We start from the raw sequence: 20,744 nt of genomic DNA on the forward strand, positions 1-20,744 counted from the left end.
TGGCGAGAGGTCCGGCCCTCGCGTCTGTTCAGTTGGTGCCGTCGGGCGGCGGGATGATCAGGTCACCGCAGCAGGCGCAGTGCCAGCCGTCGTCGGCCAGGTAGGTGGTGCGGCATTCTCCGTCGCACAGAGCGAATTCGGCGGTGCCGTTGCTGTCGGTGCCGATGGTGAGTTGCGGGGAGCCGCAGACCGGGCAAACCAGAGCCCAGGAGATCAAGCGCGCGGCGAACAGGTAGGCGCACGCGGGGCAGTAGCACCGGCCGTTCTCACGTCTGCCGATGACCCAGCCGGACGGTGTCGCGTTGAGGATGGGGACAGTGTTGGGGCAGCTGTTGTCGCATTGGACTGTCCAGTTGCGCAGGTCGGGGCTGCCGTTGGCGTGATATGCCTTGCGGATCATCGTGGCCTCCGGTGGAGGTTGTGAGAGACGGAAACGACCTCTCCGCAGTGGTCGCATTGCAGGGCGTTCTCAAAGCCCTGGTCGGTGGAGATGAACGTTTCGATGAAGTCCGTGTTGCCGCACTCGGGGCAGCACACGGCGCGGACCTCCGGGTTGTGGGGTGGCTGGTCGGGCCAGGGCACCTCACTCAAGGCCGGGACCGTGTCAGGGTCGTGGGACATGGTGGCTCTCCGTTCAGGCAGCCAGGGGTAGGGATGCTGGATCGCCGGTTCGGCGGATCCAGGTGACGTAATCAACGAGCTGGTGGATCTGCGCGTCGCTGAGGTACGCGGCTTTGGCCAGGTGCGGGATGCCGCCTTCGGCGATGAGGTAGAACACGCCCGGGGTGTCCGGGCTGATGGCCTGGGCGTTGTATCCGGCCGAGGCCCAGCCGTGGCCGAGGATGATGTCGGAGCTGTTGGGGGTGGTGCAGCGAAAGGCTGCCCGGTAGCCGAACAGGTCGCGCAGCGACGTTGGGATGATGTCAACGCTGGGCCGCTGGGTGGCGGCGATGACCGGCATGGCGCAGGCCCGGCCTCGGGCCACCAGGTCACGTACCAGAGCGATGAACTCTTTTTGCTGCTCGGGCGTGCCGATGGTGGCGGTGTAGTAGGCGAGTTCGTCGATGAAGACACCGATGACCTTGATGTGGTCACGCGGCAGGAACTTGCGACGACCGTTGGCCAGCAGCCAGACGTAGCGTCGATCCATCACCTTTTGCAGGCGTCGCAGGACGTGTAGGCCCTTGTCGATGTCGGGGCCGACGAACACGCCTCCAGCCGCTTCGGCGGCGTCCATCCACATCCCCAGTTCGACCCACTTGGGGTCCAGCAGGACCGGGGTGAAGTCGTGGCACATGAAGGCGTGCCCGACGAGATTTTGAATCAGTACGGACTTGCCGCCGCCAGGTTCTCCGGCGTCCAAGAGGTTGTGGTACACCAGGTCGAGGTAGACCGGGTTGCTGAATTCATCGATTCCGATGAACACCGGATCGAACATGGACAGGGACGGCGCTACCGGGATCGTGATCGGGAGTTCGGGAAGCGCCACATTCATGGCAGCGTCACACCTCTTACGTGTCTCTGAGACGAATGCGAGAGGTGCTACCGGGAGAGGTGAACAGGAGTTCTCCCGGTAGCGGACGACGCGCGTCAGACCCAGTCGAGGTCGGGGTTATCCGGGGCCGTCGGGGCGAAGGTGCCGCCTGCGGCCGGGGATCGGCCGTTCTTCTTGGCCGGACGCTCCGTGGTTTCGGTGTCGTCAATGTCCGGCACGTCAGCCAGATCGAGCTGAGCCGGAACGGCAGCAACCGGCGGGGTGATGGCCGGCACTTCGGCGGTCGGTAGGTCCTCGGTGAGAGGAGAGCCGACCATGCCGCCGAGGACTTCACGCCGTTTGATGTCCAGGTAAATGGAGGCGGCGTTGGTCTTACGGGCCTTGGTCACTGTGACGGAGGCGGCCCAGCAGGCTACGGCGATCTTGCCGAGCTGCTTCTCGACCTCGTCTGCGGACAGTCCGGGGCGGAGCCAGACGCGGACGCGTTCCCCGACCGGGGTGGGGATGGCCAGACCGATGAACGGTAGGTGACCGTGCCGGTCAGTGGGAAGGAAGGAAGTGAAGCAGGCGCGCAGGCGGTGCCGGACGATGACGCACCAGGCCAGCGCCAGCGTGCTGCGGCGCAGCACCGGGATTAGGCTAATGGGGGCGATGATGCTGGCGTAGATGACGCCGGTGATGATCGGGTTGGTCTGCTCTTGCAGGTACGCCCAGCCGCCGACAAGCAGCAGAACGAACGTGATCTCTGGTAGCCACCACCAGATGGCACGCAGGACAGGCCAGATCGCGATGACGCAGGCGACCAGACCGCCGATGACGGTACCGACGGCGAGGGAGAACGGCACAACGAGGATGCCGTGCAGGTACTCCGCCGAGATCACGGCGGTGACGAGGGCGACGACGATCAGCACCACATAGAAGGTGATCTTTGCTGTGCGCAGGTAGCTGTAGTGCACGTTGGTCTGAATGATCGTGACGGCGCTACCACGACGGCCGTAGCCGCCTCTGTTCTTGTTGGGCGACCCGAAGGTACGCTGAGGCATGACTCTCCTCCTCCTGGCGAGGCGGGGGTTGGGAGCGGGGCCGTGCGTTGTGGTAGGCGATACGGTCCCGCTTGCGTTATCCCAGGCGTTGACGTCGAGATCGGCCCTTACTCGAATGCCAGAGCCGATCTCAGACGACTGAGCGATCAGGCCGGAGAGGTGGTAGAAGCCCTCCGGATGACGATGTGATCAGGCCATGGGCAGAGCCTGTGATGCGCGGCTAGTTCGGAGTGAAGTAGAAGTCGGTACCGCAGATGAGGCAGGTGACTTCTCCGCCGCGCGAGTCCATGAACGTGATCTGGAAGCTGTCCCATTGGTGACACTCGGGACAAACGATGTCCTTGCCAGCGATGTTGATCCCCATGACGACCTCCCTGGTCGTTGATCGGAGATACAGGGTTGTGGTGGACCGTGTTGGAGTTGATCGCGTTTGTACAGCAGGTGAAAACCTGCATGGGCTCACCGTTCACGCCGTTATTGCTTGGCGCAGATGAGGAGTGCGGTCTACTTGCTGGCCGGAGCACCAGCGGGCTTGATGTCAGCCGCGCGGAAGGCGACGCCGTTGCGACCGTTGGTCGCCCAAGGCAGAGCCTCCAGCTTGAACAGGGCGACCTGGGAACCAACGCTCACCGTGGGCCTTTCCCCGGCCGTGGTGACGTTGATCATCTCGCCGCCCGTCTCGTCCAGCGCCATGACCTGCGTGACCCACATCGGTCGGCCGGTCTCCCGCTCGGACTTCTGACGCCCGTTCTGGTCGGCCTTCTCGACCGCTTCCTTCGTCACCATGAACGACTTGCCGGTGACGTCGATGAGGAGCTTCACGAGCTCACCTCCGAATTGAGGGCCGCACCCCTTGTAGTGCGAACTCCCTGTGAGCTCCATAGAACTGTTATCGATCAGGATCCGACAGACTGACAAAACCCAACATAACTTAACGGAAGTTGTTAACCCCGCGCGATCAGCGCAAATATGGGGCATCATGGGTGCACTGGGTTGACAACGGTAATCCGGACCATTGCGAGGTGCGATGGGTATTCCGAACTTGCTCAAGCAGGCACGGAAGCAACATGGCTGGTCTCAGGAGCAAGCCATCGTCCGGTTCGAGCAGATTGGCCGCAGGCTGGAGATCGACATCCCGTCCCGTTCCAGCTTGCGCACCTTGTTCTCCATGTTTGAGAACAACCGTCGAGACGTCCCGGAGAGCTACCGACAGATATTCTGCGAGCTCTACCGCGCTTCGGATACCGACCTCGGGTTCACTGCACAAACCGAAGTCATCATGGCAGCACCAACCACGCTGCCTCCAGCCCTGCCAGGCGCAGCTTCCCCTGAGGTGATCACCTACCTGACAAATATCTTGGCTGAGCACACTCGCGCAGACGCCCTTCTTGGCCCGCTCTACTTGGTGCCGACCGTTCAAGCCCAACTTCCGCTGATAGACCGTCTAGTACAGTCAACACGTGGAGCCGATCGCCATCGGATACTCAGAATCGCTGCTCAATTCGCCGAATTCTGTGGCTGGCTGTACCAGGATTCTGGCGACCCTGAGTGCGCGATGCGTTGGACTAACCAAGCACTCGACTACGCCCAGGAACTCGCCGACCCGCAACTCTTGGCCTACGTCCTCATGCGGAAAAGCAACATCGCCACCGAGGCCGGCCAACCCGGGCAAGGTCTAGGTCTGGCCAACGCCGCGCTCAACGCCTCACCCGACCTGACACCACGGCTTCGTGCAGTCTCTCTCCGGCAGCTGGCCAACGCACACGCTCTTCTCGCCGAACCTCGCGAGTTCGAATCCGCCACAGCTCAAGCCATCCAGCATGCCGCTGACGGGCTGAACCAGGTCGCACCAGACAGAGCCCGCTACTGCACTCCGTCCTACATCGAGATGGAAGCCGGGATGTCATGGGTGCTTCTCGGCAACCCGGACGCAGCCGTGTCAGTCTTCGAACACAGCCTTACGCAGTGGCCCGAAGCGACCCAAGTACGCGACAAAGGTCTGTGTCTTGCCCGGCTGGCCACCGCTGCCGCAGCTCAAGGCGAGATCGAGCGAGCCCTTCAAGCTGGGACGGAAGCCCTCTCCATCGCGATGAGAACCGGTTCTTCACGTATCCGAACACAGCTCGAAGCCCTAGCTGGTCGCCTCGCACCTGTCGCCAAACTTCCTCCCGTGCGAGACTTGATGAAGGACTTAGCCCAGCTCACACACCGCATCACGTAGGGGACACCACTCCACAAAAGGAGACTCTGTGAATCATTTGCTGCCAACTCAGACAACCAAGGATGAGCATGAGCGCAATGCGCAAGTGGCCATCCTGCCCATTGGCAGCTTCGAACAACACGGCCCATATCTTCCCCTAGCCACTGACGCGGCCATCGCTTCGATCATCGCCCGCGAGATCGCTCAGCTCTATCCCGTACGCCATCTGCCACCAATTACTATCTCCTGCTCCCACGAGCACAAGGCTTGGCCTGGAACTGTAAGCATCTCGGCTAGAACCCTCTTCGCGCTCGTTGTTGATATTCAGGAGTCCTTGCGAGCATCAGGCATCAACAAGCTAGTGCTGCTCAATGCTCATGGCGGCAATTACGTCCTTTCCAACATTGTCCAAGAAGCTACCGTTTCCGAACGATGCATGGCTCTTTTCCCGACGAACACCGACTGGAAGACGGCACGAGCTGCGGCCAACATGGCAACCAGTACACACGACGACATGCATGCAGGTGAACTAGAGGTTTCCATTCTCCTGGCGTCTAATCCTGAGCTGGTGTTGGACGGTTACGCCACGGTTGACCATCTTGCAGATAATCGCAAGGATCTTCTTACGGTCGGTATGGAGGCTTACACCAAATCGGGTGTCATCGGCCGCCCCTCGCTGGCTACCGCCGAGAAAGGCCGAGCCGTCCTCGACCACCTTGGCACGGCATTCCGTTCCTGCCTCCGGAGCATGGACATAGTCGTGTGACATGTGAGAACTTTCTTCACATACTTAAAGCGGCCCTGACCGGGCCGCACGCGCCGCCGACGCGGCACGGGCCGGGGCACTCCCGCTTGGGCTCCCATGCCCCGACCCGCACAACGCCGGTCGGCTGGCGCGGACGAAGGACAGGGCCGCAAGAGGAAGCGCACTACTCCGGTTACGGGGCCGAGTTCATCAGCGCACCCGGTCGCCGGCAACGGGGCCGGGGTTAGAACATGCCTCCGGCGGGGGCACTCCGGCTCCGGGCAGCCGAGATCGCAAACGAGCCGCCGTATGGGGCTGGGCTGGAAAGGGCCTGCCCGCCTGCCGCCGTTCCAGAGCAAGCCCTAGCAGACCAGCCGCGGGGCCGCCTACGCTCCATCACGGGCACTGACACCGGGCGCGCGGCGGGGCAGCCCCGCGGCTGGCCCGCTACCTCTGCAGGTGGGACGACGGCAGACGGGCAGGCCAGGAGGGGCATAGGCGACTGGCTGATCTATTCGGTACTTGTCTGCCTCTTTGATAAAAGTCTGTTAATCCAGGAAATTCTTTCAGCGGATGCGGATGGTCGTCTTCCTGAATTGAGTGGTTCGGGAAGGCCAATCACATCGCTGAACGTTACAATACAGTAAGGTTCATCGGCGCTGCGAAATGACGAAATTCGTGCGTTCTGGACAGTTTCCAGCGGACGTCCAAGCATGTCCTTGTAGCGAATAACGACTCTACATTCTATGGAATCAATGACCCTTTGCAGGTCAAGGATATAGAAGGTGGGAAGTCTTGTGAGTTGGCCCTTCGCCCCCGGAGGAATGTGTCGCGGGACACTTGGCAATCTATTTGATCCTTCTGCGAATCGCGGGGAAGAGCGTTGCTCCTTTGTTATGGGGAAACTGTCTGTGCTTATTTCTAACACCTCAGCTTGCCACGTGACCCTCACATCAAATGCGGGACCGTGGCCGTAATTGAATAGTTCTCCGTAATCGCCTTGCGTGACGTTATTGTCGCCCTTTTTCTTTCCTAGGTCAAGAATCTTCGCATCCGCAGGTATTCGCTGGAAGGCGCTCTCTACATAGGTCGGATTCATTCCGCCGATTCGATGGCCGAAGTTGCGCTCATGCAACGGTAATGGTATCCCTCCAGGCTGAAATGCGAGAACTGGAAGAATCTGTATATCTCTATCTCTTTGAACGTCTTGGCGAGTTTTATTGGAGACGTAAAGTGCTGCCAGTACTGCAAGAATGGCACCAACTCCACTTATCGTGTCCCCTATGCTAGCCAGCACATCCAACATCCCATGCCACCTCCTCCGCTCCCCTCTCATGCCTGTCGGATTCTTGCACGAGCCAACAGCTCAGACAGGTTCATTCGCCAGTCTGATTCGGAGCCCCATCGCGGGAGCTTGATGGCACTGGAGGAACACCATTCGCAGGCTGGCAGCAGGGCCCGGCCTCCGCTTCCACCACAATCCTGGCACTGGGACCCCCACACCGAGGCAGCACTACGCAGCTATCCCGCTGCCCCTTTGGACGCGGCTTGGAAGATCTTCAGCGCCCTGGTTCGCCACCGCCACGAACCCCCAGCATTGCCATCCAGCAGCAACGACAAGGACCCTCCCACTCAGCAGCCGTGATTGGCGCGAGAGCCACAGGGGAGCCAAGTAGGGAGCCATGTCGGGTGAACGAGTCTGAACCCGACTGGACTCGGTTGATCGACCACCAGTACCTCTGAACCCCTTTGAATCGACCAGAACAACAAGAGCCTGGTTCGAGTCCTATCGCGGGAGCTCCTCGCTCAGGCCCTCTCACCGATCACAGGTGGGAGGGCCTGAGTCGTTCCGGGCGCCAGGAGTGGATCGGTGGCGAGGAATTCGTCCATGGAGATGAGCGATCTACACTCGCTCACCATGACGCGATGGTCGGATCGTTTGGGTGTCCTGTCTCTGGTTGTCGCGTGTCTGGCCCTATTCGTCGGCAACCCGGTCATCATGGCCCTGGAAGCGCCGATCTGGACGACGGTGGCTTCTGGGGGCGTCGCGATGTTGCTGGCATGGCCTGGGCTGCGCGGAAAGCCCGCGACCTCCACCGTGTCCAACCGGAGCAGGTCATTCGCGGGGCTGGTCGTGGGAGCGATGGCGGTCGGCGTCGGCCTGCTGTATCAGGTGGTGAACACGCTCTGGCCATGATCGGCCGCGCCCATGTCCTGCTGGTGGCCGCCGTCACCGGTGCCTGTTGCGTCTGACGGCATGACGGCGCGTACCTGAGGGGGGCTTCGGCGCTCTTCAGGTTGGGTTCAGGGGCGGGGAGCGACCCTCGGGGCTGTCGAATCGTCTCGGGGAGGGAGTTCCCATGTTGAAGCGACGCCTCGCGGTCGTCGTCACGTCCGCCGTGCTCGGGCTCGGGGTCATGGCGGGGTCGGCGCTGGCCGACGACGGGCCGGTGCGGGTGCACGGGAGGTCCGGCGACGTCGTGGTGAAGGGGCACGGCGAGGGCGGGTTCCAGGGTCGCAGGCTGACGTGCTGGATGAGTGACGGCAAGGCCGTGACGCTCTCCAGGGCCAAGGTGGCCGAACTGGTCGACGAGAGGTACATCGAGCCTGAGGAGACCGTCGTCGAGGACGGTGTGGCGGTCGTGCCGGAGGACCGGCTGTCCATCAGCGTCCCGGCCGAGAAGCTGCCTCCCGGGGTGGTGAAGCGGAAGCTCGCGGGCAAGCACCGGCATCACAGCCGGGTCGTCGTCCACCTCACCTGCGTCTGGGAGAGGTAGGAGTCATGGCCGCGTCCCCGGGGAGTCCCCGGGGGCGCGACCGTGTGTGACGCGATGGTGACGCTTTTCCGGGATCGGCGGACAAAGCGGGTCGTGGTACGGAAAATGGGAACGCCGGTCCGAAGGGCCGGAGCCGCGGGAAGTCATGTCGGCGGCGAGGAGAGGGCGCTGCCACCAGGACGTGCCGCCGACCCGGAATCGGCGGGGCGATCCGACGACGGAGAAGTGCTGGTTGCCGCGTGCGTACCTGGATCAGGAACCTTCGCCCCTTCGACGTGCTCGCCGCCCAGGCGGTGCTGGAGCGCACCACCGACCTCAGGGAGGCCGAACGCTTCATCAGGCTCTTCCACGCCGAGAACCCCTCCGTGCGCGGTCTCAACGCCCGCCTGCGCGACGTCTCCAGGGACGTGGCCCGCTACGGGACCTACACGCACACGTACGAGGAGCTGGAGTTCGGAGCCAGGGTGGCCTGGCGCAACAGCAACCGGTGCATCGGCCGGCTGTACTGGCGCTCGCTGAAGGTGCGCGACCGCAGGCAGGTGTGCACGGCCGAGGGGGTCGCCCTCGAGTGCGTGGCCCACCTGCGGGAGGCCACGGGCAACGGCAAGATCAGGCCCACCGTCACCGTCCTGCCTCCCGACCTGCCCGCCCGGCGCGGGCCCCGGCTCCTGAACGACCAGCTCATCCGGTACGCTGGCTACCGCACCTCCGACGGCGTCGTGGGGGATCCGCGCAACGTCGCGCTCACGGAGACCGCCAGGGCGCTGGGCTGGCGCGGCAGGGGCGGCCGGTTCGACGTGCTGCCGCTGATCATCCAGCCGCCCCTCGGCGACCCCCTCCTGTGCCACGTGCCGGGGGACGCGGTGCTGGAGGTGCCGCTGGCGCATCCCGACTACGGGTGGTTCGAGGAGCTGGGACTGCGCTGGCACGCCGTACCGGCCATCTCGGACATGTGCCTGGAGATCGGCGGCATCTGCTACCCGTGCGCGCCCTTCAACGGCTGGTACATGGGCACCGAGATCGGCGCCCGCAACCTCGCCGACGCCGACCGGTACGACCAGCTGCCGGTGGTGGCGCGGCGGCTCGGCCTGGACACCTCCACCGAGCGCACCCTGTGGCGCGACCACGCGCTGGTGGAGCTGAACGTGGCGGTGCTGTACTCGTTCGAGCGGGCGGGGGTCACGATGACGGACCACCACACCGAGTCGCGGCGCTTCCTGACCCACCTGTCGAAGGAGGAGAAGGCGGGGCGGGTGTGCCCGGCGGACTGGTCGTGGATCGTGCCGCCGCTGTCGGGCAGCGCCACGCCCGTCTTCCACCGCTACTACGACACGAGCGTGCTCACCCCGGCCTTCGTCCACCACCGCTGAAGGGCTCACCGGGGGGTGTCGTCGTCCGGCTCCGTGAGGCGGTCGCGCAGGGCGGTCAGCTCGGCCGGGGTCAGCCCGGCCGCCGTCAGGTACGCCTCCACGTCGAGCCCCGCCAGGAGCGCCGTGACGACCTCGGCGGTGGTCTTCCCGGCGGCGGTCATGCGGGCCTGCACGCGCAGGCCGTCGTCGACCTCGCCCAGCAGCGCGTACAAGGGGCTGAGGCGGGTCGCCGACAGCTCGTAGTCGGCCACGATGTCCTCGGGCGCCACCCCGGCCAGCGCGAGCAGCAGGATGGCGACCAGGCCCGTACGGTCGCGCCCGGCCACGCAGTGCACGAGGACGCCGCCGGGCCGTGCCCGCGCGATGGCGCGCAGCGGCAGCACGCAGGCGTCGGGCCGGCGCTCCATGAACGGGCCCAGGTACAGCGGCGTGCCGCCGTCCCGCTCGCGGACAGGGTCGGGGTCACCGCGGCGGTCGAGCGGCACGCTGACCACGGTCATGCCGGGCGGGCGCAGGCCGGGCAACGCGTGGTGCTCGCCGGGGTCGCGCAGGTCGATGATGGTCCGTACGCCGTGGGCCGCCGCCGCCTCCCAGCCCTTGGGGGTGAGCCGGTCGGGCGTGTCGGAGCGCACCACCGCCCCCCACCGGGTCCGCCTCCCGCCGGCGGCGCGCAGGCCGCCGAGATCGCGCACGTTGTGACAGCCGTCCCAGGACAGGTCCCGTTCCATGCCCTCATCCTTGCCTTCCCCGCCTAGAACATGGTTCTGTTGGGGGCATGGTGGACCTCGTACTCTCGACGCTCGACGACCAGGGCGTGCTCACCCTGACCTTCAACCGGCCCGACACGCTCAACGCGTGGACCGGCGCCATGGGGCGGCGCTACTTCGACCTGCTGGCCGAGGCCGAGCAGAACCCCGCAGTGCGGGCCATCGTGGTCACGGGCGCCGGCAAGGGCTTCTGCTCGGGGGCCGACTTCAAGACGCTGAACGCCCTCCAGACCGGCTCGTACGACGAGGTGCCCGACCCCCGGCCCAACACGTTCCCCACGACCATCGGCAAGCCGATCATCGCCGCTGTCAACGGGGCCTGCGCGGGCCTGGGCATGGTGCACGCGCTCGTCTGCGACCTCGTCTTCACGGCCGAGGAGGCCAAGTGGACCACGGCGTTCGCGCGCCGCGGGCTGATCGCCGAGTACGGGCTCTCCTGGGTGCTGCCGCGCGTCATGGGCCAGCAGCGGGCCATGGACGTCCTGCTGTCGGGGCGGGTGTTCACGGGGCGGGAGGCGTACGAGATGGGGCTGGCCAACCGGGCGGTGCCGGGCGAGTCGCTGCTGCGCGAGGCGCAGGAGTACGCCGCCGAGCTGGCCTCCCACAGCTCGCCGGCGTCCATGGCGATCATCAAGCGGCAGGTGTGGCACGACTGGGACGCCACGCTGGAGGAGGCCGCCAAGACCGCCACGCAGGAGATGCTCGCCTCCTTCGGGCGGCCGGACTTCGCGGAGGGCGTCGCCAGCTTCCTGGAGCGCCGCCCGCCGAACTTCCCGCCCCTGGCCTGACGCGCCGCCGCCCGCCGGACCTCCTGCCCTTTCCTTGAGGCTCCTCAGGCGAGGCGGTGGGCGCCCTGGGCCGGGGTGGCGGGCAGGAAGCGGGGGGCCTTGAAGCCGCGCTCGGCGTAGGCGTCCGACACCGACTCCTTGACGCTCTCCAGGCGCTCCAGCGGCACCAGCGCGATCGCCGAGCCGCCGAAGCCGCCGCCGGTCATGCGGGCGCCGCGGGCCCCGCCCCTGATGCTCGCCTCCACGGCCACGTCGAGCTCGGGCGAGGAGACCTCGTACAGGTCGCGCAGTGACAGGTGGGAGGCGTTGAGCAGGGCGCCGATCTCGGTGACGGCGCCCGCGCGCAGCAGGCCGACGAGGGCTTCGACGCGGTGGTTCTCCGTCACGATGTGCTCCACGCGCTTGCGCTCGTCGCCCTGGAGCTGGGCGAGCGCGCCGGCCAGGTCCGTGACGTCGCGCAGCGCGGCGACGCCGAGCTTGCGGGCCGCGGACTCGCACTCGGCGCGGCGCTTGGCGTACTCGCCGCCGGCGTGCTCGTGGTGGACCTGCGTGTCGATGATGAGCATGCTCAGGCCGTGGGAGGCCAGATCGAGCGGGATCGTACGGGAGCCGAGGGAGCGGCAGTCGAGGAAGAGCGCCTTGCCCTCCTCGCAGAGGGCGGAGGCGGCCTGGTCCATGATGCCGCAGGGCATGCCGACGAAGTCGTTCTCGGCCTTCTGGCTGAGCAGGGCCAGCTCCATCGGCGTCATGCCGAGGGCGTGCACGTCGTTGAGCGCGGAGGCGACGGACACCTCCAGCGCGGCGCTGGAGCTGAGGCCGGCGCCCTGCGGGACGTCGCCGTCGATCGCGATGTCGGCGCCGCGCACCTTGTCGCCGAGCATGTCGAGGACGCCGACGACGTAGCGGGTCCAGCCCTGGGCGTCGGCGTGCGTCGGGATGGTGACCGGCTCGCCGGAGCCGGACTGGAGGGAGAGGAGGCGGATCGTGTCGTCGTCGCGCGGCGTCAGGGCCGCCGTGACGCCCCACGGCACCGCGAACGGCAGGACGAAGCCGTCGTTGTAGTCGGTGTGCTCGCCGATCAGGTTGACCCTGCCGGGAGCCCGCCAGACGGTCTGCGGGGACGCGCCATAGGCGGCACGAAAAGCTTCAACAACGCGCATAACCAAACACTCCTCAACAAAGGCCCGACCGTAGACTAGCGCCATGGACGAGCTCCTGGATCCGCGGCTCGGTCAGGTCCGGGTGTTCCTGGTGCACGACGACAACAAGCCGCGCAAGCTCAAGTACAACCTGGGGCCCGAGCAGACCGGCCGCCGGGTGCTGGCGTTCGGCGGCGCCCACTCCAACCTCATCAGGGCCGTGGCCGAGGCGGGGGCGCGGCACGGCGCCGAGACGATCGGGGTGATCCGGGGCGAGGAGCACCTTCCGCTCAACCCCACCCTGGCCCGCGCGGCGGCCCGCGGCATGACCCTCACCTACCTCGACCGCTCCACCTACCGGCGCAAGCACACCGAAGAGGTGCTGGCGTCGCTGCGGGCGCGCTGGGGGAGCGACGTGGTGATCCTGCCCGAGGGCGGCAGCAACGCGGCGGCCGTCCGCGGCTGCGCGGAGCTGCCCGCCGAGATCGGGCACGACTTCGACGTCATCTGCTGCCCCGTGGGCACCGGCGGCACGCTGGCCGGGATCTCGGCGGGGCTGCCCCCGGGGAAGCGGGCGCTCGGGTTCGCGGTGCTGAAGGGGGCCGGGTTCCTGGAGGGGGAGGTGGCCAGGCTGCAGCGGGAGGCGTACGGGCGGACGTGGGACAACTGGTCGATCGACCTCGACCACCACTTCGGCGGGTACGCCAGGACGACCCCCGCACTCGACGCCTTCGCCGCCCGGCACGGCGTGGAGCGGATCTACGTGGCGAAGATGCTGCACGGCATCCTCGACCTCGCCGACCGGGGCGCCTTCGCACCCGGCACCCGCGTCGTCGCGGTCGTCACCGGCCGGCCCTTCCCGCCGATCGGAGAGCCGGCCCTCGCCCCCGGCCGGCCCTTCCCGCCAGTTGCCGGCGACTCAGCCCTCGACCCCCGTCGACGAGTGGGCCGCGCCCACGGGCTTCGACTCGGGTGAGCCCCGCTGGCGCAGGTAGATCGCCAGCACCACCATCGACAGCACCGCCAGCAGCTCCGACTGCCAGTTCTGCAGGCTGCGGTTCCAGAACTCGGGCGAGGTGACGTACGCGCCCCACGAGACCGGATCCCGCAGGTCGCCGAGCCGTTCCGCGTTGTACGCCGCCTGCCCCGCCACCGACTGCGCCAGCCACGACAGCACGAAGATGGCCCCCATCACCAGCCCGAGCGAATTGCTGAACAGCCACAGCCTGATGCCCTTGACCTTGGCCCAGGCGGGCGAGTCCGCGTCGGCGTAGGGGCCGATCTGCTGGTCCTCGTCGGACTCGGCCCCGGCCTTGTCCAGCTCCTTCGACTCGGGCGAGCCCTTCTGCACGAGCCAGACGGTGAGCACGATGAACAGGAAGAACTGCAGGTACTCCGACTGCCAGTTCTCCGCCACGTCCACCGCGAACGACGACGAGGTCACGTACTGCAGCAGCGAGACCGGCTCGGACCCCTCGGCCGCCTGCTGGTCGTTGAACTGCATCATCCCGGCCACGGCCTGCCCGCCCACCGCCAGCAGGAACATGATCAGGAAGGCCAGTGACAGCGAGTTCTCCTTGAGCCACCTCACAGTTTCGACCACCCCATGGCGAAGAACCAGGCCAGGCCGACCACGATCACCAGCATGGTCAGCGTGAACATCACCCGCATCAGTCGTCCACCTCACAGTCGTACGGCAGGTCGCCCATCGGCTCGCAGCCCGCGGCCCTGATCCGCCAGCCGTCGGTGAAGCGGTGCAGGAAGAGCGTGTCGCCGGCCAGCCGTACCTGGGCGTCCTCGCCCCACACGGCCACGGACGTCACCTGGCCGCCCGGCCCGAACCGCAGCTCGCGCAGCGCCTCGGCGCAGCTCTGGCCGGGGTCGGGCAGCTTGTCGGCGGTCTTGCGGGCGAGCATCGCGCACGCCGCCTCCTCCTGGTGCGCGGCGAGCGCCGCGTGGAAGCGCTCGGCCGCGCGTGCGGGCGAGGCCGTGTCCACGGCGCAACCGACAGTAGTCAGAGCCAGCATCAGCACGACGAACGCCATCCTCATGGGCCCCTGCTACCCACAGGAGAATCAGGCATGCTGGTCCGATGCGGAGAACCGACACCCCCACCTCCTGGGACGAGCGCAGCACGCTGACCACCTTCCACGACTACGCGCGCGCCACCGTCGTGGCGAAATGCGAGGGCTTGAGCGACGAGGACGCGAGGCGGGCGCCGCTGGCGACCTCACCGCTGATGACGATCTCCGGCGTGGTGAGCCATCTGCGCTGGAACGAGCACTACTGGTTCGAGGTGATGTTCCTCGGCGGGCCCGACCGGGCCCCGTGGACGGAGGAGGACCCCGACGCCGACTTCACCGCGACGCTGGGCGACCCACTGGCCCGGGTCCTGGAGGACTACCAGGCGCAGTGCCGCAAGGTGGACGAGCTCATCGAGGGCATCCCGCTGGACCAGCGCTCGAAGGGCACCGACAGCCAGGGCAACCACCTCACGCTGAGGTGGGTCATCGGCCACATGACCGAGGAGACCGCCCGCCACAACGGCCACCTCGACATCCTGCGCGAGCTGATCGACGGGACGAAGGGCTTCTGACCGGCCGTGGCGCGGGCCCGTCGTAGGGGTGCGGGGCTTCTAGCCCGCTGTGCCGCCGAGCTGGTCGAGCACGGGTGACACCAGCGCGTTCAGCTCGCGGGCCAGCACGGTCACCGCGCGGTGCGCGCTCTGCTCGACCTCCATGTGCGGCCCCTCCGGCTCGGGCGGCAGGTCGTCGAGCGGCAGCGGCGCCTCCACCAGCAGCGAGGCCCGCAGGAACGGCAGCCGGGCGAGGTCCTGATGGGTCGGCTCGACGTACTGGCCGAAGGTCTCCTGCCAGCCCAGCCAGCCGCGGTCGCGCCACCAGGCGCGCGAGCGGCGCAGCTCCTCCGGCAGCGGGGAGACGATCCTGACCCGCGCGTAGAGGGTGCCGTCCCAGGTGTTGCGGTGGCAGCTCGCCTCCAGGATGCGCCGGTCCCACCGGACGAAGCCGGGGGCCAGCGACGGCGGCGTGGCCAGCTCCCACGCCGTGCAGGCGAACCGGACGGGCGCGATGTCGCCCCACTCGAACTCGTCGAGGTTCTTGCGCACGTGTACGGCATAGCGCCCGTCACGGTCTCTGTCGAACTCCTGATCGATCCAGAACGCCTTGCCCATGGCCCCTACGCTACGGCGCTCCGGCGCTTCCGGGCGGCCGGACCCCCAAGATCTCGGAATGCGCTGTCACGTGAGTGGCAGATCTGTAGCTTTTTCACATTGTTGAGTGACATTGGGGTGAGCGATGGCGTCCGAACAGCTCGACGCGGCCATGGACCATTGGAAAGCGGGAGACCTGGACCGGGCCGCCGCGCTGTTCAGGCAGATCGCGGCCACGGGAGACCCGGAGGCCTCCCACCTGCTGGCCGGGCTGCTGCACGAGCAGGGCGACCTGGAGGGCGCCGAGGCGGCGCACCGGTCGGTGATCCAGTCGGGCGACCCGGTGTTCGGGCAGCGCTCGGCCATCGCCATGGGGATGATGCTGGTCACCGCCGAGGAATGGGCGGCGGCGCACCGCGTGCTGATGATCGCCTCCGACGGCGCCGACTTCGAGGTGGCCGCGCTGGCCGACACGGCGCTCGTGCTGGTGCTGACCCAGCTCGGCGACGCCCAGGGCGCGCAGGAGTCGCTGGAGCGGGCCCGCCGGTGCCACAGTCCCGCCGTCGCCGAGCTGGCCGCCCGGCTGGAGCTGCCCGAGTTCCACCAGGACCCGGCCTCCGCCCGCGACCTCTATGCCGAGGCGGAGGACGAGGACGACTACCGCGCGCTGCTGACCTGCGGCGACCCGGAGATCGTGGCGTTGTCGGCGTTCCGGCTCTACCAGATCCACGCCGAGGAGGGCGACTTCGACGCCGCCCGCGAGGCGTGCGAGCACGCCATCGCGGTCGGCTCGCCCGAGCACCGGGCCATGGCGCACAAGCTGCTCGGGGCGGTGCTGGTGGACCTGGGCGAGTACGCCGAGTCCGCCGCCGCGTACCGGGTGGCCGCCGAGGACCCCAGGCCGGACATCCGGCTGCCCTCGCTCGTCGAGCTGGCCAAGGTGACCGCGCAGCTCGGCGACGACGAGGAGACCAAGGCCATCTTCCACCGCGTGATCGCCAGCGGCCACCGCGAGTACGCCGCCCAGGCCCACGCCTGCCTCGCCCAGATGCACGCCGAGGCCGGCGAGGCCGCTGAGGCGCTGGCGTCGGCGCGCGCCGTGCTGGAGTCCGGCGACGACACGTGGGCCTCCGCCTGCGTCACCCTGCTCGGCCTGCTCCTCGACCAGCACCCCGAGACCAGCCCCGGGACCAGCCCCAGGACCGGCGCCGGGACCAGCCCCGGGACCGGTGCCGAGACCAGCGCCGAGATTCGTGCCGAGATCGTCGAGCTGCTGCGGACCGCCGCCGGCCACGACGACCAGGACACCGCGTTCAAGGCCACCCTCCTGCTCGACCACGCCGCCAGGCAGCAGCCCCTGGCCGACCCCGTCGAGGAGCAGGCGCTCCAGGACACCGACGACGGCATGGAGGCTCTGCGGGCCGGCGAGCTGGCCACGGCCAGGCGGCTGCTGCGCAGGGCCGCCGACTCCGGCGCGCCCGCCCAGTCGCTGCGCGCCATGGTCGTGCTGGCCAAGCTGGAGCTGGGCGAGGGGGACCGGGAGCAGGCCGACGAGCTGCTGTCGTACGTGGCCGAGGGCGACGACGTGCTCCAGGGCTTCAACGCGGCGTTCCTGCTGCACCTGCTGCGCGCCCCCGGCGACGGGCCGCACCCCGTGCTCGCCGCGATGCTCGACCACCAGCGGCTCGGCAGGGAGGAGGGGCTGGCCCGCTACGAGGAGGCCGCACGGCACCCCGACCCCGCCGTGTCCGCCATCGGCACCGCCGTGTTCGCGCAGGTGCTGGCCTCCATCGGGTACGACCTGTCCGACGTCTCCGAGATGTTCCTGTCGGCGGCCGGCAGCGGAGACCCGCTGGCGCTGTCGTACACGGCGATGATCTGCAAGGACGTCCTGCCCGACCGGGCCCGCGCGGCCGGGCTGCTGCGGGACGCCCTCGCCGACGGGCATCCGGATCTGGCCCCCTGGGTGGGGTGGGCGCTGGGCGAGCTGGTCGCCGAGGAGGACCCGGGGGAGGCGCGGGCCGCGTACGAGGCGGCGTTCGCGGCCGGGCACCGGGGGCTGCGGTTCGAGGCGGCGGCCGGGCTGACCGGCGTTTACGAGCGGCAGGGCGACCTGCTCGCCGCCTGCCGGCTGCACGAGCGGGTGATCGCCGACGGGGAGCCGGAGCGGGCCGCGCTGCCGCTGGCGTTCAACCGGATCAGGCTCGACGACGTGGCGGGGGCGCGGGCCGCGTTCGAGCTGGGCGGCGACGAGCTGTGCGCGTTCGGGCGGCTGCTGCTCGACCGCGACTTCGAGGCGGCGGCGCGGGCGTTCCCCGAGGGGGAGGCGGGGGCGATGGCCGGGCTGCTCGCCATCGAGTGCGCGAACGCCTGGCAGCACACCGGCGTGGTGGAGGCCGCCGACGGGGCGCTCGCGCTGGTGGCCGCCGCCGGCCATCCCGCCCAGCGCCAGCAGGCCGGCTGCCTGCTCGGCGCGCTGCGCGGCGACGCGGGCGACCGGCGCGGGGCGGTCGAGGCGTTCCTGGGGGCGCTGGGCGAGGACGACGACCTGAACGGGGTGGCGCTGCGCTCGGCCGCCGAGATCCTGCGCGAGCTCGGCGAGCACGCGCAGGCGGTGCAGGCGCTGGAACGGGTGCCCGACCCCGACGACAAGGTGGCGCTGATGATGGCCGGCTCGCTGGTGGCGTGCGGCCGCGTGACCGAGGCCCGCGACGTCCTGGCCGACGCCTTCGGCACGACGAAGGCCGAGGAGCGCGTGGGCGGAGCGGATGCGCTGCTGGGCGGGGCGGCCGCGTGGCATCTGGCGCGGATGTTGCGCGAGCAGGGGGACTCCCAGGCGGCGCTGGCCGTCGTGCGGGAGGCGCATGGTGAGGTGTCCGGGGCGTCGGAGTGCCTGCTCGGCAGCCTGCTGGCGGAGACCGGCGACCTGGCGGGCGCGCGGGCGGCGTACGAGCGGGCCGCCGCGCTCGACCCGGACACGGAGCCGGCGATCATGCTGGAGGCGGGCCGCTGCCTGCTGGCGGCCGGCGACGCCGAGACCGGTCACTTCGCGCTGGAGCGGGCCGCCGCGCAGGAGGACGACGAGCACGCCGCCGCCGTGGCCCGCCACCTGCTCGGCCGCGCCACCCCCGAGGAACTGCCGTGGGTGCTGCTGGCGGAGGGCGACCGGCCGGGCGCGCTGGCGGCACTGACCGGCCGGACGGGGTCGGAGCCGCTGGCCGCGCTGTTGCTCGCGCTGCACGACGAGGACGTACGGGAGGTGCGCCGCCTGCTGCCCGCCCTCGGCCAGGACGAGCGGGCGCGGGCACTGGACGAGATCCTGGCCGGTGCCCCCAAGGCGAGCGCGTTCTACCGCCTGGTCATCGAGGAGGGCGACCCGGAGCCGGCCGCCGGGGCGGCGATCGACCTCGGCGCGCGCCTGGCGGAGGACGGCGACAACTGCCGCTCCGAGCTGTGCTTCCTGCTCGCCACCGGCCACCCGGCCACGGCGGGCGCGGCCTGGCGCAACATCGCGGTGGTCCGGCACCGCCGCGGCGACCTCGATGGGGCGGTGGAGGCGGCCAGGGCCGGGCTGCCCGCGACGGCCGTCCTCGCCGCCGACCTGCTCGCCGAGCGCGGCGACGCCGCCGAGGCGCGGCGGCTGCTGGCCGAGTCGGCCGCGGCGGGCGACCTCGAATGCCTGCGCCGGCTGCTCGTCCACCTGCTCGGCGAGAAGGAGCACGCCGCCGCGATCGAGGAGGCGGAGCACGCGGTGGGCAGCGGCGACCCGGAGACCGTGGCGGTGGGCTACTGGGCGTGGGGCGGCGCCCTGGCCGCGCGGGGCGAGCTGCGGGAGGCGGCCGGCATGTACGCCAAGGGCATCGGGGCCGGGCATCGCGAGCTGTCGGCGTCCCTGCGGCTGGACCTGGCGGCGGCCCTGCGCGAGCTGGGCGACGCGGCGGGGGCGGAGCGGGAGCTGGACCTGGCGGCCGGCTCGGGCGTGGCGTGGGTGGCGGCGAAGGCGAGCGTGCAACTCGGCGTCTGGCGGTACGAGGACGGCCGGCCGCTGGCCGCGGCCCGGTCGTTCGCCGCCGCGCTCGGCACCGCCATGGCCGGGACCGCCCTGGACGCCCTGCACGGCATCGCGCAGGAGCTGTGCGACCGGGGCGAGCACGGGCCGGCGCTGGAGGTCCTGGGGCTGATGGGCGAGCACGCCGCCGCCCAGGCACGCGACCTCGGCGCCCGGTGCACGGACCCGGACGCGGTGCGGCGGTACTTCGAGCTGGCCGGGTCCGACCCGTACACCGAGATCGAGGCGGCGGGGCGGCTGGCGGAGCTGGGGGAGACGGCGGCGGCGCGGGCCACGTACGAGCGGCTGAACGAGCACGAGGACGCCGACGTGCGCTTCGTCGCGGGCGGCAGGCTGCTGGAGCTGCTGGACTCGGCGGGTGACGCCGAGGCGTTCTACGACCTGGCGGAGCGGCGCGCGGGCGACGCCGACAGCCCGGTGCCGGGCGTGTTCGGCGGCCTGCTGGGCATGCTGCAGGAGCGCCAGGGCGACACGGAGACGTCGCTGCGCACGCTGCGGGCGGCGGCCGAGAGCGGCGAGCCGACGACGCTCAGCGTGTACGCGCAGACGCTCGTGGGCGCCGGCCACGTGGAGGAGGGCCGGCAGGTGTACCTGCGGGTGCTGGAGGCGGACGACGGCGACCTCGCGGCCCGGGCCATGATCGCGCTGGGGCAGACGTACCACGAGGAGGACGCGGAGCGGGCGCGCGCCTGGTACCGCAGGGCGGTCGAGGAGGGCGAGGGGCACGTCGGCGCGCTGGCCGCGATGTACCTGGGCGCGCTGGCCAAGCAGGACAGGAACTTCCCGGAGGCGCTCACCTGGTACCAGCGCGTGATCGACGCGGGCGACCCGGAGTCGGGCATGGCGGCGGCGCATCTCGGCGAGCTGTGCTACTGGCTGGGCGACCGCGACGGGGCGCTGCGGTACTACGAGCTGATGCTGGAGCTGACGGAGCGGCCGGAGCTGGTGGCCGAGGCCGCCTTCAGGCTCGGCGAGATCCGGTACGAGCGCGGCGACCTGGAGCTGGCCCGCCGGTTGCTGGCGACGGCCGCCGGGACGGGCGATCCCGCGTTCGCCCCGGAGGCCGAGACGCTGCTGGCCAAGATCGCCTGAAACGCGGGTTCGCCCCCTCCAGGGTGAACTTGCGGTTAATAAATTGACCAGATAATCTCATCTGGTCAAACAAATGGGGTGAGACGC

At 69.0% G+C, this 20,744-nt stretch carries 20 protein-coding genes; 9 read left to right on the forward strand and 11 right to left on the reverse strand.

Annotated features, from left to right (window positions below; all coding sequences use genetic code 11):
• Positions 1 to 28: 28 nt before the first annotated feature.
• From HCN51_RS11435 to HCN51_RS11455, 5 genes are all read right to left on the reverse strand, one after another.
• Positions 29 to 400: a hydrogenase maturation nickel metallochaperone HypA gene (locus HCN51_RS11435; protein WP_168009456.1), complete on the reverse strand. Its 372-nt coding sequence runs from the start codon at positions 398 to 400 to the stop codon at positions 29 to 31.
• 234 nt (positions 401 to 634) lie between these two features.
• The gene (locus HCN51_RS11440) at positions 635 to 1,495 is read right to left on the reverse strand and encodes an FtsK/SpoIIIE domain-containing protein (RefSeq protein ID WP_168009458.1); all 861 of its coding nucleotides are present in this window, start codon (positions 1,493 to 1,495) and stop codon (positions 635 to 637) included.
• Positions 1,496 to 1,590: 95 nt separating this feature from the next.
• Entirely contained in the window at positions 1,591 to 2,538 is a 948-nt protein-coding gene (locus HCN51_RS11445; RefSeq protein ID WP_168009460.1) for a hypothetical protein, read from the reverse strand.
• A gap of 220 nt (positions 2,539 to 2,758) precedes the next feature.
• Positions 2,759 to 2,902, reverse strand: a complete 144-nt coding sequence (locus HCN51_RS11450; RefSeq protein WP_155128354.1) for a hypothetical protein — start codon at positions 2,900 to 2,902, stop codon at positions 2,759 to 2,761.
• Between the two features lie 140 nt (positions 2,903 to 3,042).
• Positions 3,043 to 3,360: a hypothetical protein gene (locus HCN51_RS11455; protein WP_080041807.1), complete on the reverse strand. Its 318-nt coding sequence runs from the start codon at positions 3,358 to 3,360 to the stop codon at positions 3,043 to 3,045.
• A gap of 205 nt (positions 3,361 to 3,565) precedes the next feature.
• Between HCN51_RS11455 and HCN51_RS11460 the strand changes: the two genes are divergently transcribed.
• Positions 3,566 to 4,759: an NsdA family TPR-like regulatory protein gene (locus HCN51_RS11460; protein WP_155128352.1), complete on the forward strand. Its 1,194-nt coding sequence runs from the start codon at positions 3,566 to 3,568 to the stop codon at positions 4,757 to 4,759.
• Between the two features lie 28 nt (positions 4,760 to 4,787).
• A complete protein-coding gene (locus HCN51_RS11465) occupies positions 4,788 to 5,504 on the forward strand; it encodes a creatininase family protein (RefSeq protein ID WP_080041806.1) in 717 nt (238 codons plus the stop codon).
• A 490-nt stretch (positions 5,505 to 5,994) separates the two neighbouring features.
• Here HCN51_RS11465 and HCN51_RS11470 read toward each other — a convergent pair whose 3' ends face one another.
• Positions 5,995 to 6,789 (reverse strand): hypothetical protein, encoded by a 795-nt coding sequence (locus tag HCN51_RS11470; RefSeq protein ID WP_168009462.1) that lies wholly within the window; start codon positions 6,787 to 6,789, stop codon positions 5,995 to 5,997.
• A 582-nt stretch (positions 6,790 to 7,371) separates the two neighbouring features.
• On the opposite strand from HCN51_RS11470, the gene HCN51_RS11475 reads away from it, so the two are divergent.
• The 3 genes from HCN51_RS11475 to HCN51_RS11485 all read left to right on the forward strand — a co-directional run bounded on the left by HCN51_RS11475 (position 7,372) and on the right by HCN51_RS11485 (position 9,630).
• Positions 7,372 to 7,680: a hypothetical protein gene (locus tag HCN51_RS11475; protein WP_168009464.1), complete on the forward strand. Its 309-nt coding sequence runs from the start codon at positions 7,372 to 7,374 to the stop codon at positions 7,678 to 7,680.
• A gap of 163 nt (positions 7,681 to 7,843) precedes the next feature.
• The gene (locus HCN51_RS11480; protein ID WP_168009466.1) at positions 7,844 to 8,260 is read left to right on the forward strand and encodes a hypothetical protein; all 417 of its coding nucleotides are present in this window, start codon (positions 7,844 to 7,846) and stop codon (positions 8,258 to 8,260) included.
• 239 nt (positions 8,261 to 8,499) lie between these two features.
• Positions 8,500 to 9,630, forward strand: a complete 1,131-nt coding sequence (locus HCN51_RS11485; protein ID WP_168009468.1) for a nitric oxide synthase oxygenase — start codon at positions 8,500 to 8,502, stop codon at positions 9,628 to 9,630.
• Positions 9,631 to 9,635: 5 nt separating this feature from the next.
• On the opposite strand, the gene HCN51_RS11490 is transcribed toward HCN51_RS11485, so the two are convergent.
• Positions 9,636 to 10,358, reverse strand: coding sequence for a tyrosine-protein phosphatase (locus HCN51_RS11490; RefSeq protein ID WP_168009470.1), 723 nt, complete (start codon positions 10,356 to 10,358; stop codon positions 9,636 to 9,638).
• A 47-nt stretch (positions 10,359 to 10,405) separates the two neighbouring features.
• Here HCN51_RS11490 and HCN51_RS11495 point away from each other — a divergent pair, with 47 nt between their 5' ends.
• Positions 10,406 to 11,185 carry an enoyl-CoA hydratase-related protein gene (locus HCN51_RS11495; protein WP_168009472.1) on the forward strand — a complete coding sequence of 260 codons (780 nt, stop codon included), beginning with the start codon at positions 10,406 to 10,408 and terminating at the stop codon, positions 11,183 to 11,185.
• A 44-nt stretch (positions 11,186 to 11,229) separates the two neighbouring features.
• Here HCN51_RS11495 and galK read toward each other — a convergent pair whose 3' ends face one another.
• The gene (gene galK, locus HCN51_RS11500) at positions 11,230 to 12,345 is read right to left on the reverse strand and encodes a galactokinase (RefSeq protein ID WP_168009474.1); all 1,116 of its coding nucleotides are present in this window, start codon (positions 12,343 to 12,345) and stop codon (positions 11,230 to 11,232) included.
• 43 nt (positions 12,346 to 12,388) lie between these two features.
• Between galK and HCN51_RS11505 the strand changes: the two genes are divergently transcribed.
• The gene (locus tag HCN51_RS11505; protein ID WP_168009476.1) at positions 12,389 to 13,300 is read left to right on the forward strand and encodes a 1-aminocyclopropane-1-carboxylate deaminase/D-cysteine desulfhydrase; all 912 of its coding nucleotides are present in this window, start codon (positions 12,389 to 12,391) and stop codon (positions 13,298 to 13,300) included.
• Here HCN51_RS11505 and HCN51_RS11510 read toward each other — a convergent pair.
• Both HCN51_RS11510 and HCN51_RS11515 read right to left on the reverse strand, forming a co-directional pair.
• Positions 13,244 to 13,915 carry a DUF6766 family protein gene (locus HCN51_RS11510; protein ID WP_346433610.1) on the reverse strand — a complete coding sequence of 224 codons (672 nt, stop codon included), beginning with the start codon at positions 13,913 to 13,915 and terminating at the stop codon, positions 13,244 to 13,246. The genes HCN51_RS11505 and HCN51_RS11510 overlap by 57 nt on opposite strands.
• 79 nt (positions 13,916 to 13,994) lie before the next feature.
• A complete protein-coding gene (locus tag HCN51_RS11515) occupies positions 13,995 to 14,375 on the reverse strand; it encodes a hypothetical protein (RefSeq protein WP_168009478.1) in 381 nt (126 codons plus the stop codon).
• 41 nt (positions 14,376 to 14,416) lie between these two features.
• On the opposite strand from HCN51_RS11515, the gene HCN51_RS11520 reads away from it, so the two are divergent.
• Positions 14,417 to 14,920, forward strand: a complete 504-nt coding sequence (locus HCN51_RS11520; protein WP_168009480.1) for a DinB family protein — start codon at positions 14,417 to 14,419, stop codon at positions 14,918 to 14,920.
• Between the two features lie 39 nt (positions 14,921 to 14,959).
• On the opposite strand, the gene HCN51_RS11525 is transcribed toward HCN51_RS11520, so the two are convergent.
• Entirely contained in the window at positions 14,960 to 15,517 is a 558-nt protein-coding gene (locus HCN51_RS11525) for a hypothetical protein (protein ID WP_168009481.1), read from the reverse strand.
• Positions 15,518 to 15,641: 124 nt separating this feature from the next.
• Between HCN51_RS11525 and HCN51_RS11530 the strand changes: the two genes are divergently transcribed.
• Positions 15,642 to 20,657: a tetratricopeptide repeat protein gene (locus HCN51_RS11530; protein ID WP_168009483.1), complete on the forward strand. Its 5,016-nt coding sequence runs from the start codon at positions 15,642 to 15,644 to the stop codon at positions 20,655 to 20,657.
• Positions 20,658 to 20,744 lie beyond the last annotated feature (87 nt).

Origin of the sequence: Nonomuraea composti (assembly GCF_012034275.1) — a bacterium.
In the GTDB taxonomy this organism is placed as follows: Bacteria; Actinomycetota; Actinomycetes; order Streptosporangiales; family Streptosporangiaceae; genus Nonomuraea; species Nonomuraea composti.

Coding starts and splice junctions, on each gene's coding strand:
- HCN51_RS11435 (WP_168009456.1), bottom strand. CDS start 400: ATGATCCGCAAGGCATATCACGCCAACGGCAGCCCCGACCTGCGCAAC.
- HCN51_RS11440 (WP_168009458.1), bottom strand. CDS start 1,495: ATGAATGTGGCGCTTCCCGAACTCCCGATCACGATCCCGGTAGCGCCG.
- HCN51_RS11445 (WP_168009460.1), bottom strand. CDS start 2,538: ATGCCTCAGCGTACCTTCGGGTCGCCCAACAAGAACAGAGGCGGCTAC.
- HCN51_RS11450 (WP_155128354.1), bottom strand. CDS start 2,902: ATGGGGATCAACATCGCTGGCAAGGACATCGTTTGTCCCGAGTGTCAC.
- HCN51_RS11460 (WP_155128352.1), top strand. CDS start 3,566: ATGGGTATTCCGAACTTGCTCAAGCAGGCACGGAAGCAACATGGCTGG.
- HCN51_RS11470 (WP_168009462.1), bottom strand. CDS start 6,789: ATGTTGGATGTGCTGGCTAGCATAGGGGACACGATAAGTGGAGTTGGT.
- HCN51_RS11475 (WP_168009464.1), top strand. CDS start 7,372: ATGGAGATGAGCGATCTACACTCGCTCACCATGACGCGATGGTCGGAT.
- HCN51_RS11480 (WP_168009466.1), top strand. CDS start 7,844: ATGTTGAAGCGACGCCTCGCGGTCGTCGTCACGTCCGCCGTGCTCGGG.
- HCN51_RS11490 (WP_168009470.1), bottom strand. CDS start 10,358: ATGGAACGGGACCTGTCCTGGGACGGCTGTCACAACGTGCGCGATCTC.
- HCN51_RS11495 (WP_168009472.1), top strand. CDS start 10,406: ATGGTGGACCTCGTACTCTCGACGCTCGACGACCAGGGCGTGCTCACC.
- galK (WP_168009474.1), bottom strand. CDS start 12,345: ATGCGCGTTGTTGAAGCTTTTCGTGCCGCCTATGGCGCGTCCCCGCAG.
- HCN51_RS11505 (WP_168009476.1), top strand. CDS start 12,389: ATGGACGAGCTCCTGGATCCGCGGCTCGGTCAGGTCCGGGTGTTCCTG.
- HCN51_RS11515 (WP_168009478.1), bottom strand. CDS start 14,375: ATGAGGATGGCGTTCGTCGTGCTGATGCTGGCTCTGACTACTGTCGGT.
- HCN51_RS11520 (WP_168009480.1), top strand. CDS start 14,417: ATGCGGAGAACCGACACCCCCACCTCCTGGGACGAGCGCAGCACGCTG.
- HCN51_RS11525 (WP_168009481.1), bottom strand. CDS start 15,517: ATGGGCAAGGCGTTCTGGATCGATCAGGAGTTCGACAGAGACCGTGAC.
- HCN51_RS11530 (WP_168009483.1), top strand. CDS start 15,642: ATGGCGTCCGAACAGCTCGACGCGGCCATGGACCATTGGAAAGCGGGA.